Source organism: Aestuariibaculum suncheonense (assembly GCF_014596935.1).
Taxonomy (GTDB): Bacteria; Bacteroidota; Bacteroidia; order Flavobacteriales; family Flavobacteriaceae; genus Aestuariibaculum; species Aestuariibaculum suncheonense.
Genome location: NZ_JACVXC010000006.1, coordinates 1 through 12,785 on the forward strand (window position 1 = coordinate 1; position 12,785 = coordinate 12,785).

The window sequence follows — 12,785 nt, forward strand, 5'->3', positions numbered from 1 at the left end:
TCAGTGCAGTTTATATCTAGGCTGTAAAAACAATCGAAAGATATATTCAACTTAGCCGCTGAGAAATCAGCGGTTTTTTATTTAACAAAATTTAACTTCGGTTAGTTCGGTTTTTTACGAACTAAATGTATCTTTGCACAAATTTTTAAAGGAATGATGGCGTGTAAAGAAAGAAGTGCACTAATAGAAAAGTTAGGCGTGTTTTTAGAAAACAAAGAGCAGTTAGCACCAGTTGCGGCGCGTATTATGGCGTACGCGATTCTCAAGGGAAAAGTAGGGACTACGTTTGAAGATTTGGTTGTAGATCTATGCGCTAGTAAAAGTACTATTTCTACACATTTAAATCACTTGCAGCATTTAAAGAAAATAGAATATTTTACAAAACCGGGCGATAGAAAAAAGTACTTCATTATAAAGAAGGATACCATCCTTATTAGTATAGATAAGATGGTTGAATCCTGGAATCTGGAAAGAGAATTACACATTGAAGTTCGCGACTACAAAGAAAAAGTAAACAAGTTGGGAATGTTAGATGAAGAAGAACAGTTCGACTTAGAATTTCACGAGGATTATCTACAGTATTTAGAGGAAGCTACCAATTCCATTTTAAGATTAAGATCAAGAATAATAGAGAGAACCAGTAATTAAACCAATACATTGAAAATGATAAAGAAAAACTATTTCATATGGTCGTTGATGTTGTCGACGATATTTTTAGTAGCCTGCGGCAAAGGAAAAGAACAGGCGGCTCAGGCAGCGCCTCAGGCGTCACCCTTTACGGTAAGTGCTATACCACAGAAAGATGTAACGTCTTTTAAAAAGTATCCAACCACTATAGAAGGAACCATAAGCAGTGAAGTTCGAGCTAAGGTATCTGGATATATTCAAAAAGTATTGATTGACGAAGGTCAGAAAGTAAGAAAAGGGCAGACTTTATTTAAGTTAGAAACACAATCGTTAAGTCAGGATGCTGAAGCTGCTAAAGCGAACGTAAACGCAGCTCAGGTGGAGGTTGATAAATTAGTTCCGTTAGTTGAAAAGGGTATCATTAGTTTAGTGCAATTAGAAACAGCGAAAGCAAAATTATTACAAGCCAAAAGCAACTATAACAGTATTGTTGCCAATATAGCTTATGCTACCGTAACAAGTCCGGTTGATGGTTATGTGGGTGCAATCCCTTATAGAGAGGGTGCTTTGGTAAGTGCAACAAGCACTAAGCCGTTAACAACTGTGGCTAGTATAGACAAGGTTTACGCTTTCTTTTCAATGAACGAAACGGAATATTTAAACTTTATTCAAAAAACAGAAGGGAAAACACTTCAGGATAAAGTAAACAACTTCCCTAAGGTAAGTTTACTATTGGCAAACGGACAAGCTTACGAACAAGAAGGAACGATTCAAACCGTTACCGGTCAGATTGATCCAACCACAGGAACAGTAAGTTTTAGAGCAATGTTTGAAAATCCAAATTTATTATTGGCTAACGGAAATAGTGGAACGATAGAAATACCTACTAATTATCAAAATGCTGTTGTAGTGCCACAGTCGGCGACTTACGAACAGCAAGGCCAAACTTTTTTATATAAGGTAAATCAAGACAATACGGTATCGGCTACATTAATTACGGTTAAGGATAAAACTAATGAACTTTATATAGTGTCATCGGGTGTTGATGCAGGCGATAAAATTGTAATAAAAGGTATTGGTAAGCTAAGAAACCAAATGCCTATCCTGCCACAAGAAGTAGCTTTCGATAGTGTGGTAAAGCCTATTAAGCCATTATTCCAATAATACTTAGAAAGAAAAATTATTATGTTAAAAACATTTATAGAAAGACCGGTTTTATCGACCGTAATTTCCATTATCATAGTTATTTTGGGAATTTTAGGCTATGCGGCCTTACCGGTTGAACAGTATCCAGATATTGCTCCGCCAACCATTCAGGTAACGGCAAGTTATCCTGGGGCGAGTGCCGAAACTATATTAGAGAGTGTTATCATTCCTATTGAAGAGCAGATTAACGGGGTTGAAGGGATGACGTATATGACGTCTTCTGCCGATAACAATGGTTCAGCAAATATCACGGTGTTTTTTAACCAGAATACTGATCCGGATATTGCTGCGGTAAACGTACAAAACCGTGTAGCTAGAGCCAATCCGTTATTACCACAGGAGGTAAAACAAACTGGGGTATTAACCCAAAAGCAACAAACATCAGCGTTAATGTTCTTCTCGGTATATTCTGAAAATGAAGATTACAATGCGACCTATATTCAGAATTATTTAAAAATTAACGTTATTCCTGCTATTCAACGTGTTAATGGAGTAGGTAACGTAAATGTTTTTTCTAATCAGGATTATGCGATGCGTATCTGGTTAAAACCTGAGAAATTAGCGGCTTATAATTTAATTCCAGCCGAGGTTACAGCTGCTTTAAAAGAGCAAAGTTTAGAGGCTTCAGCAGGTGCTTTAGGTCAGAATGATGGACAGGCGTTTACTTATAATATTAAATATAGCGGACGTTTTAAAACTGAAGAGCAATACGAAGATATCATCATTAAAGCATTAGATAATGGTGAGTATTTACGTTTAAAAGATGTGGCAACCGTTCAAATGGATGCTCAAGGATATGAGTCTTTCGGATTTACAGAAGGGTATCCTAGTGTGAACATGGGTATTTACCAAACTGCTGGATCGAATGCTCAGGAAATTATCACTGAAATAAAAGTGGAATTAGAACGTTTATCAGCCGATTTTCCTGATGGGGTGAAGTATGTCATTAACTACGACACCAACGATTTCTTGACCGCTTCGATGGAGAAAGTAAAACATACCTTAATTGAAGCCTTTTTACTGGTATTCTTAGTGGTGTTTATTTTTCTTCAGGATTTCCGTTCTACGTTAATTCCTGCGATAGCAGTACCCGTTGCAATTGTAGGTACTTTCTTTTTCCTGAATCTCTTTGGGTACTCGATTAACTTATTAACCTTATTCGCTTTAGTATTAGCTATCGGGATTGTGGTAGATGATGCTATTGTTGTGGTTGAAGCGGTGCACGCGAAAATTGATCAAGGCGAGAAGAATGCCAAAAAAGCAACATTAGGGGCGATGCATGAAATATCGGGTGCGATTATCTCAATTACTTTAGTAATGGCAGCGGTATTTATTCCAGTAACCTTTATTCAAGGACCAACCGGTGTTTTTTATGAGCAGTTTGGAGTAACCTTAATTGTAGCGATTTTAATATCGGCTGTTAATGCCATGACCTTAAGTCCGGCATTATGTGCACTGTTCTTAAAATCTCATGATGATGAGCATAAAAGTAAAAGTTTTTTACAGCGTTTTTATGATGCCTTCAATGCGGCTTTTGAAGCAACAACCGAGCGTTATGGAAGATCGTTAAAATTCTTATCGCATAACAAATGGGTTACGGTATTTATTCTTGTTTTATCAGGTGTAGGTATTTGGTGGGCAGCAAACTCAACCCCAACAGGATTTGTGCCAGCAGAAGATAGAGGTATCATTTTCATGAACGTAGAGTTACCAGCAGGATCATCAATGGATCGTACGAATGTTGTTACTCAGGAACTTTATAATAAAGCGAAGCAAATTCCAGGAGTTAGAGGGGTAACAGTTATTAATGGTAGAAGTTTAATTAGTGGAGCGGGAACAAACTTTGGTTTAGGATTCGTTAAACTGGAAAATTGGGAAGAGCGAGAAGGAGAAACAGAATCCGCTAATGCAATTATTGGTCAATTATTCGGAATCGCCGCCACCATTCCTGATGCAAACATTATTTTCTTCTCACCACCAAGTATTCCTGGTTTCGGTTTGTCGGGAGGTTTTGAGGTAAACTTATTAGATAAATCCGGAGGAAGTTTTGAAGAGCTGGATAAAACCACGCAAGAGTTTATTGGAAACTTAATGAAACATCCAGAAATTCAGTACGGACAGTCGTCTTTCAATACGAAATATCCTCAGTATGAAATGGAAATTAATGTCCCCTTAGCTAAAAAATATGGCGTTTCGGTAAGCAGTATTTTCTCAACCATGCAAGGGTATATTGGAGGGGTTTATGCCGCCGATTTTTCTAGATTCGGAAAGCAATATCGCGTCTATGTTCAGGCCTTACCAGAAGACAGATCAGATAAAACCTCATTAAACGAATTATATATAAAAACAGGTAGCGGCGAGATGACGCCAATTACACAGTTTGTTAATTTAAAACGCGTGTATGGTCCACAGTCGGTAACGCGTTTCAACTTATATAATTCAGCAAAAATTAGTGGTGCTTCAAACCCGGGATTTAGTACGGGAGATGCGATTGCTATTGTAAACGACGAGATTAAAAATCTACCAAGCAATTACGAAGTAGCTTATTCAGGGTTATCGCGTGAAGAGGTAAGTGCCGGAAACCAAACGGTAATGATCTTCTTATTGGTAATTATTTTCGTGTATTTCTTATTATCGGCGCAATATGAGAGTTATTTATTGCCGCTTTCGGTAATATTTTCATTGCCATTAGGAGTATTCGGAGCGTTCTTCTCAACAAAAATGATGGGATTAGAGAATAATATTTACTTCCAGATTGCATTAATCATGCTGGTTGGGTTATTAGCCAAGAATGCCATCTTAATTGTAGAGTTTGCTTTACAGCGTAGACGTAATGGAGAAAGTTTGATTGATGCAGCAATTCATGGTGCAAAGGCTCGTTTACGACCAATTTTAATGACTTCGTTTGCCTTCATCTTAGGATTAATGCCGTTAGTGTTAGCTAAAGGCGTAGGTGCCGAAGGAAATAATTCGATTGGTACAGGTGCTGCCGGAGGTATGTTAATAGGAACCATTTTAGGGGTATTTATTATTCCGGTGTTGTTTATTGTATTCCAGTGGTTACAGGAAAAAGTATCAAGTAAACCAGAAGTAATAACTATTGAAGAAGAATAAGATGGCGTCAATTATAAAACATAAAAATATTAGTAAATCGGTATTGCTTTTAGCTGTTACTTTTACTTTACAAAGTTGTTTTGTCGCTAAAAATTACGACAGACCAGAGTTTGAAGAAACCGAGAATTTATATAGAACCGATGCCCTGCCAACCGATAGTATATCGATGGCAGACATATCGTGGAAAGATATGTTTACCGATACCTATTTGAATGAATACATTCAGGAAGGTTTGGAAAACAATATTGATATTCGCTTAGCAATTCAGCAAATGGCTGCTGCTCAGGCGTATTACAAACAAGGCAAAGCGGGTTATTTTCCAACGTTAGGAGCGAAAGCTTCAATGACACACCAGGAATTGGCAAAGAACAGCCAGTTTGGATCGTTCTTTAATGGTTCTTTAGAGCAGTTTGAAATCTCAGGTAATCTGTCTTGGGAAGCTGATATCTGGGGAAAAATCCGTAGTACTAAAAGAGCCAGTGAAGCCAGTTATTTGCAAAGCGTCGCAGCACATCAGGCGGTAAAGACTCAATTAGTGTCCAGTATTGCATCAGTTTATTATCAGTTGCTGGCTTTAGATGCACAGTTGAATGTGACCAGAGAAACCATCGAAACCCGAGAGAAAAGTGTAGAAACCATTAAAGCCTTAAAAGATGCGGGTCAGGTAACACAGGTAGCGGTAGATCAAAATATTGCACAGTATAACAATGCAAAGGCACTTGAAGTCGATTTAAGAGCAGCGATTTTCACTACTGAAAATACTTTGAATTTATTATTAGGACGTACATCGGTAGTTGTTGAGCGTGGAGAATTAGAGAGTCAGGATTTAGATTCTGAAATCAAGCTTGGCGTACCATCGTTATTGCTAAGTAACAGACCAGACGTGATGGCTGCAGAATTTGGTTTAATTCAGTCGTTTGAAATGACCAATGTAGCGCGAAGTAATTTTTATCCGTCGTTAACGATTACAGCTACGGGAGGATTACAAAGTTTACAGTTAGACCAATTGATTAATACCAACTCACTGTTTGCAAATATTGTTGGAGGTTTAACACAGCCAATCTTTAATCAGCGTAAAATAAGAACGCAAAAGGAAGTGGCCGATGCACAACAGGAGCAAGCCTTGTTAAACTTCAAGAAAGCTTTGTTAACTGCTGGAAGCGAAGTATCGAATGCCTTGTATAAATACAATGCTGAAACCGAAAAGTTTGAATACAGACAAAAGGAAGTAGAGGCTTTACGTAATGCTGAAGTGAATTCTGAAGAGTTATTACAAAATGGCTATGCCACGTATTTAGATTTGTTAACGGCTAGACAAAGTGCTTTAAACGCCGAACTAAATGTGATTGATAATAAGTTGCAACAATTGTTAAGTGTTGTAACTATTTACGAAGCTTTAGGTGGTGGCTGGAAATAAATATGAAGAAGAATCCTTAATAGTAGGTTAGGGTTGGCAGAAGTGTTAAAAGTGACTTCTGCCAAACTTTAGCTTTTTTTGAAATGACAACAAAACAAGAAGTTTTAGAATGTTCGGTATCTAACTTTACCAAGTTTGGGAGCAAACGCTTTACGATGGATGAGCTGGCTTCAGAGCTAGGTATTTCTAAAAAAACCATTTATAAATTCTTCGATAGCAAAGAAGATTTAGTCATTCAGTGCGTCGAATTATTAATTAAAAATTACAAAGACGAAATCGAAAGCCTTCAGGGGAACGATAATTCCGACCCGATAACTTCCATTATTTTCATTTATAAAAAGGCCTTTCAGCATATAGCTCACTTTAAACCTTCCTTCATTTTCGGGCTAAAAAAGTATTATCCAAAAGCTAATTTAATTTTCGACGAGTTCAGAACGTACATATTAGACAATATTATTTTCCCCTTACTAGAAAAAGCCCAAACGGAAGGGATTATCAGACCAGAAGTAAATTTAAGACTGTTTTGCGATTTGTATTTCGTAAGATTTGAAGAAATAGCCTTAAAAAACAATACTTTTTTTGATAAGTACACCAACGAAGAACTTTTAAAGCATTTCGTCATTTATAATTTACGAGGGATTACTTCAGAGGATTATAAGTTAGATTTTGAATAGTTTACTATTTTTGCAGCTCGAATTAAGCAGGAGATAAAACAGATGAAAAAAGATATTGAAATTCCTAAAGTTGAAGGGGTTTATGTAGCGGTAGTAAATGAGTATAACGATATTTATAAAACTCAGGACTGGAACGCCTACATTATAAATGATAAGGACGTTGATTTAGACGTGGTGCTTATAGTAACAAATGGTTACAGCGACCAAAAAATAACCTCTACTTTTAGAAAGAAATTAGATAAGTTACCGGCAAAAAGTTATGCTAAAATTGAGTTGATGCAAGAAGAATTATTTGCGTTAAATAATCAGTTTCGAGTAACTTTTTTTGAAGGAAACCAAATGTTTGAAAAAACCTATTTATTCAGAAAAAACACGATTAACTTAAAAGCACTGCAAACCGTGCCGTTAATGAAAGTTAAAGGAGTGGTTGTTAAGTAACAGCTTTTGTGTATAAAATAAAAAGGGCATCGAATATTCGATGCCTTTTTTTATACTTCATAGGAAAAGATCTAGTCTAATTTTTCCGTAAGCTTTTTAAATACCTTTTTAGGGTCTTTATTTTCATAAAGAATTTCGTAAACGGCATTTATAATAGGCAACTTGGTTTTGCTTTTATTGGTTTCGTTAAGTAAGTGGGCACTTTTTGTGGCATAGTACCCTTCGGCCACCATACTCATTTCCATTTGAGCTGATTTTACAGTGTAACCTTTACCAATCATATTACCAAACATGCGGTTTCTAGAGAAAATAGAATAACCGGTTACCAGTAAATCGCCTAAGTAAGCCGAATTATTTATATTTCGTTTCATTTTATGCATCTTTTTAATGAAACGTTTCATTTCTCTAATGGAATTACTCATCAACACCGACTGAAAGTTATCACCGTAACCTAAACCATGGGCAATACCGGCGGCAATGGCGTAAATATTCTTCAGCATGACGGCATATTCTACACCAACAACATCATCGTTAACTTTGGTTTTTATATAATCACTTGATAAGTTTTTGGCAATGGTTTTGGCTTTACTGGTATGGGCGCAAGAAATGGTTAAGTACGATAAACGTTCTAAAGCCACTTCTTCAGCGTGACAAGGCCCAGCTATTACCGCTATATTGTCGAAAGGGATATTATAGAAATCATGAAAATGCTCACCTACCAGTAAACCGCTTTCAGGCATGATCCCTTTAACGGCCGAAACAATAATTTTCTTTGAAATATCGATGTTTAATTTTTCGAGTTCACTGTGCATAAATGCCGACGGAATAGCAAAGATGAGCACATCGGCAAAATCGGCAATTTCATTAATATCATTACTAAGTTTTAGTTGTTCTAAATGAAACTCAACCGAACTTAAATAATTAGGGTTATGTTGCTCTTTTAGTAAGTGTTCTTTGGTGTACACGCTGCGCATATACCAACCAATTTCATCTAAATTTTCGCAAAGCATTTTAACAATAGCCGTTGCCCAGCTTCCAGCGCCAAACACCGCGTATTTTAAAGGTTTTTCCATGAAAAGTTTAAATGTTTAATGTTTAGCAAAAGTACACAAAATATTCATTGTTGTGGTGTGAAGAAATTATTAAACAAATTTTTTGGCACGCGTTTTGAAACTCTAAAGTCAGTAACTCAAAAAACGAATGACTATGAAGACTGTAAAATTACTTTTAAGCTTTGCGCTAGTTTCAACCCTGTTTACATCATGTTATCAGGAAACCGTAATTGTTGAAGACGAACCAGGAATATCTTTAAACGCCTTATTAGGTTCTTACGAATTGTGGTACGTAGATATTAATAGTACGGTTGGTTATGGTACAACCCCGTTTTTACAAAAGGCCTTTACCATGTCGTTTAGAAATGGTGTAGTGTATGCAAATAATAATATTGTGGGTTTAGGCGATACTGGTAATGGTTACGGAATTGATGTCGGAGAATATGACGCCTACGAGATGATATTAGATGTGTATCACGATATCGATGGATTTTCAACTTTTGATGTTTACCAAATAGATAATAATACCATAGAGTTGTATAACCCAAAGAATGATACCTCTTATTTTTTAGATGGGTATCAACGCAACAATTTCGATTATGACTTTGTGTTTTATGATAACATTCATTATTTCTTACAGGAATACGATGCTTGGGAAAAAACATATACCAGTGCTTATGGGGCATTAAATGAATTTGATAACGAAAACTTTTTACAGTTTTTAGCGGGCGGCAATGATTCTGAGTTTAGAAGTTCTCAAGACAATTCTGGTACCCCTGTGAGTAATTTAATTTGGGATTATACCGGTGTGTACGGTGTGGGTGATGTAGCCGGTGATATGTATTTGAAAACTTTAACATTAGATTATGATTATTTCGACAATGAATATTTCGAATTGAGCGTTATAAATGACGGAAAGATAGAATTGTATCACCCGTCATCACAATCGGTTTACCAGTTTACAGGACGAGGATACATTCAATATTTAAAAACAGATAATACAAAAGGCAAAACAGCAACGTCTGATACGACAGATAAAATGCGTAAGCCTAGAAAAGATAAAGTAGAAAACCCGAGAACAAGTACAAGGGTATAACAATTTTTGGTTGGTTATTTAGTAGTTAAGAGACCGCTTTAAAGAGACTTCTTTAAGCGGTTTCTTTGTTTTGAATCAATAATTTTAAATATCTTAAATGAGCTTCTGTTATTGGAGAATGGGTATCGACGTTTAAATTGCAATCTTTTAACCTAATGTTTAAGACTTCAACTTCTTGAATTAAACTTTTTAGTATATCATAATTATCTAGCACTATTTCCATTACTATTTTTTTATAATAGATATGAAGTTTCTGGTTATAGCTTCTAAGAATATTATTTAATGATGGTTCATTTCCTATTTCCTTAATGAATAGCTTTGCTTTTTTTAACCCATGTCTTTTTGGAAATTTATTTATTTGATTATCTAAATAGTCGTTAAAAGGAATCGTGTTGAATGATTCAAATCTATTCTGTTCAGATTGGGTGTGCTTTAATTTTGAAATTAAGGGAATGTAGTTTTGGTGGACTATGAAGTTCCTTAATTCTTTCATAAAACAATCAAAATCATTTTCTAAAAACGACTTATCCTCATCAAAGTATTCAATAAAAGATCTGGCACTTGTTATTGTATTGTATATATCTTTTATTATTTTTTTCTGAAAGTGAACTCTTTTTTGATTATTACTAGTTATCGTCTCAAGATCTTTATAATTGATTTTAAGAGTCTTTTTTAAAAGGCGGTAGTTTTCTCTGTATATAAAAAAGGAAGTTTGTCTTTTAAATATTTCTTTTAAGGCTTTAAGCCCTATTGAGGACTTTCTGAAATGTTGGGTTTCAGAGAGAACTTTCGATATTTTTTTGGTTGAATGCAAATTAAAATTACCTATAAAACAACATTTCATCAATGTATTCCCAGACGTGCTCCGGTAGCATGGGTTTTACATTTTTTCCGGCTTTAATTGATTCCCTGATAAATGTTGAAGACAATTGCATAATTGGTGCGTCGATATGATGAATTTTTGGATGGTTGTCGAAAATAGTAGATTGTTTGTCACCGGAAATTCTTGGATATACATAAATATGGTGGTTTTCTAAAATCACCTGGTAGTTTTTCCACTTGTGGAAGCTTTTCAAGTTGTCTTCGCCCATGAGTAAAGCAAATTCATGCTTCGGGTATTTTTCCTGTAAATGTGCTAACGTATTAATGGTATAGTTGGGTTGCGGTAAATTAAACTCGATGTCGCAAGGCTTAAGTTTATGGAAGTCTTTAGTTGCGCGATGTACCAGTTCTAATCTGTCGAAGTTATCGAGTAAAGTACTTTTCTTTTTAAACGGATTATGGGGTGTAACCACAAACCAGACTTCATCTAAATCGCTATGTTCGGCAATGTGGTTGGCGATAATTAAATGTCCGACATGTATAGGGTTAAATGATCCAAAATACAATCCGATTTTCATGGGATAAATGCGTTTTTTTAGAGTTTTAAAAAACGCCATAACTACTGAGTAATTATGGCGCGGTGTTATTTTATGAGTTAATGAAGTCTCTAACCAGTGTTTCGGCTTCTTCCAGAGCGTGTTCTAAGGTGTCGTTCACTACTATTTTATCGAAAAGTGGTGCGGTGGCCAGTTCGGCTGATGCTTTCGACACGCGCATGCTTATTTTTTCTTCGCTTTCGGTTTTGCGGTTTTTTAAACGAATTTTTAATTCGTCAATACTTGGTGGTTTTACAAAAAGTGCCAGTGTTTGTTCCGGGAATTTTCGTTTAATGCGTAATCCACCAGACACATCGATATCGAAAATAACGTGTTTACCCATGGCCCAGATACGCTCCACTTCACTTTTTAGAGTGCCGTAGAAATTATCGCGATACACTTCTTCCCACTCTAAAAAATCTTCATTTTTAATGTGTTTTTTAAAATCTTCCAGTGATAAAAAGTAATAATCTTTGCCGTGTACTTCGGTACCGCGTTTTTCGCGTGATGTTGCCGATATTGAAAATTCTAAGTTTAAATCTTCAATACCTAATAAATGCCTTACTATGGTTGTTTTTCCTGAGCCTGATGGTGCCGAAAATACAATAAGTTTACCTTGATTCAATGTTACTAGGTTTTGGTATTGTTATAATACGTTTAATAATTGTTCTTTAATTTTTTCCAGTTCGTCTTTCATTTGTACGACTAACTGTTGCATTGGTGCGTAGTTACTTTTTGAACCAATGGTGTTGATTTCGCGCCCCATTTCCTGTGAAATGAATCCTAATTTTTTTCCGTTAGAATCTTTCGAGTTAATCGATTCGGTAAAGTAGTTTAAGTGATTTTTTAAACGTACTTTTTCTTCGGTGATGTCGAATTTTTCAATGTAATACACCAATTCCTGCTCGAAACGGTTTTCGTCGTATTTCTCTTTTAATTCTTCAACGCCTTTAAGTAAACGCTCGCGAACGCCTTGAATACGTTCGGGATCCATGGCAATGACCTGCTCAAGAATGTTATCGATAGTTGAAACTCTGGCGTTAAAATCCTGTTCTAAAACTTTACCTTCGTCTAATCGGTGATTGTTTAGGTCGTCTACCGCTTTGTGAATTTCAGCTTCTATAAGTTGCCATTCGTTTTCGTCAATTTCTTCACGAACGGTGTTTAAAGCATCGGGGAAACGTACAGCCATTTTAAGTAATTCAATGTCGCTGCCATCAACCACTTGTCGTAGCTGTGCCATATATTGTTTAACAACAGGCGTGTTGATTTGCGTTGAGGTATCTTCGGCAGTGGCTTCAACATAAATAGAGAAATCTACTTTACCACGCTCCAGTTTATCAGCCAGAAGTTTACGAATAGCCAATTCTTTCTCTCTATATATAGATGGCATTCTGGCATTTAAATCTAAATTTTTGCTGTTAAGTGACTTTAGTTCGATCGTCACTTTTTTGGTAGGCAATTGCAAAACCGATTTACCGTAGCCTGTCATTGAATATATCATAAACAAAGTGTTTTAAAGGGTACAAAGGTAATATTAAAACCTAAAGTATAGAAAAACAGGGAATAAATACGTGTATAATTCTTTACAATGAAGTGAATAGAGGAGATTTAAATAAAAAAAGCTTCACGACCGTGAAGCTTTTTGTCTGTACTCAAGGTGGGTACATTTTTGATTTTTAGATGAAAAAATGAACCAAAGAAAAGCCAGTATTTACGGGGCTTTTCAGAGATTTAAAAAAT

Annotated in this window: 12 protein-coding genes; 7 read left to right on the top strand and 5 right to left on the bottom strand. The window is 35.8% G+C overall.

The window, feature by feature from the left end; genetic code table 11:
• Positions 1-153 precede the first annotated feature (153 nt).
• From ICJ84_RS13825 to ICJ84_RS13850, 6 genes are all read left to right on the top strand, one after another.
• Positions 154-648, top strand: a complete 495-nt coding sequence (locus ICJ84_RS13825; RefSeq protein WP_394367628.1) for a GbsR/MarR family transcriptional regulator — start codon at positions 154-156, stop codon at positions 646-648.
• A gap of 15 nt (positions 649-663) precedes the next feature.
• Positions 664-1,791 carry an efflux RND transporter periplasmic adaptor subunit gene (locus ICJ84_RS13830; protein WP_188217011.1) on the top strand — a complete coding sequence of 376 codons (1,128 nt, stop codon included), beginning with the start codon at positions 664-666 and terminating at the stop codon, positions 1,789-1,791.
• A 21-nt stretch (positions 1,792-1,812) separates the two neighbouring features.
• Positions 1,813-4,947: an efflux RND transporter permease subunit gene (locus ICJ84_RS13835; protein ID WP_188217012.1), complete on the top strand. Its 3,135-nt coding sequence runs from the start codon at positions 1,813-1,815 to the stop codon at positions 4,945-4,947.
• Position 4,948: 1 nt separating this feature from the next.
• Positions 4,949-6,364, top strand: a complete 1,416-nt coding sequence (locus ICJ84_RS13840; RefSeq protein WP_188217013.1) for an efflux transporter outer membrane subunit — start codon at positions 4,949-4,951, stop codon at positions 6,362-6,364.
• A gap of 83 nt (positions 6,365-6,447) precedes the next feature.
• Complete coding sequence (locus ICJ84_RS13845) at positions 6,448-7,038, top strand: TetR/AcrR family transcriptional regulator (RefSeq protein ID WP_188217014.1); 591 nt, start codon at positions 6,448-6,450, stop codon at positions 7,036-7,038.
• A 42-nt stretch (positions 7,039-7,080) separates the two neighbouring features.
• Complete coding sequence (locus ICJ84_RS13850; RefSeq protein ID WP_188217015.1) at positions 7,081-7,476, top strand: hypothetical protein; 396 nt, start codon at positions 7,081-7,083, stop codon at positions 7,474-7,476.
• A 71-nt stretch (positions 7,477-7,547) separates the two neighbouring features.
• On the opposite strand, the gene ICJ84_RS13855 is transcribed toward ICJ84_RS13850, so the two are convergent.
• Positions 7,548-8,549 (bottom strand): NAD(P)H-dependent glycerol-3-phosphate dehydrogenase, encoded by a 1,002-nt coding sequence (locus ICJ84_RS13855; RefSeq protein ID WP_188217016.1) that lies wholly within the window; start codon positions 8,547-8,549, stop codon positions 7,548-7,550.
• A 133-nt stretch (positions 8,550-8,682) separates the two neighbouring features.
• Between ICJ84_RS13855 and ICJ84_RS13860 the strand changes: the two genes are divergently transcribed.
• On the top strand, positions 8,683-9,624 hold the full coding sequence (locus ICJ84_RS13860) for a nicotinic acid mononucleotide adenyltransferase (RefSeq protein WP_188217017.1): 942 nt from the start codon (positions 8,683-8,685) through the stop codon (positions 9,622-9,624).
• Positions 9,625-9,676: 52 nt separating this feature from the next.
• On the opposite strand, the gene ICJ84_RS13865 is transcribed toward ICJ84_RS13860, so the two are convergent.
• The 4 genes from ICJ84_RS13865 to ICJ84_RS13880 form a co-directional block, all read right to left on the bottom strand.
• Positions 9,677-10,438, bottom strand: coding sequence for a hypothetical protein (locus tag ICJ84_RS13865; RefSeq protein WP_188217018.1), 762 nt, complete (start codon positions 10,436-10,438; stop codon positions 9,677-9,679).
• A 7-nt stretch (positions 10,439-10,445) separates the two neighbouring features.
• Positions 10,446-11,024, bottom strand: coding sequence for a nicotinate (nicotinamide) nucleotide adenylyltransferase (gene nadD / locus ICJ84_RS13870; protein WP_188217173.1), 579 nt, complete (start codon positions 11,022-11,024; stop codon positions 10,446-10,448).
• Positions 11,025-11,094: 70 nt separating this feature from the next.
• A complete protein-coding gene (gene gmk, locus ICJ84_RS13875) occupies positions 11,095-11,667 on the bottom strand; it encodes a guanylate kinase (RefSeq protein ID WP_188217019.1) in 573 nt (190 codons plus the stop codon).
• Positions 11,668-11,688: 21 nt separating this feature from the next.
• The gene (locus ICJ84_RS13880) at positions 11,689-12,546 is read right to left on the bottom strand and encodes a YicC/YloC family endoribonuclease (RefSeq protein ID WP_188217020.1); all 858 of its coding nucleotides are present in this window, start codon (positions 12,544-12,546) and stop codon (positions 11,689-11,691) included.
• Positions 12,547-12,785 lie beyond the last annotated feature (239 nt).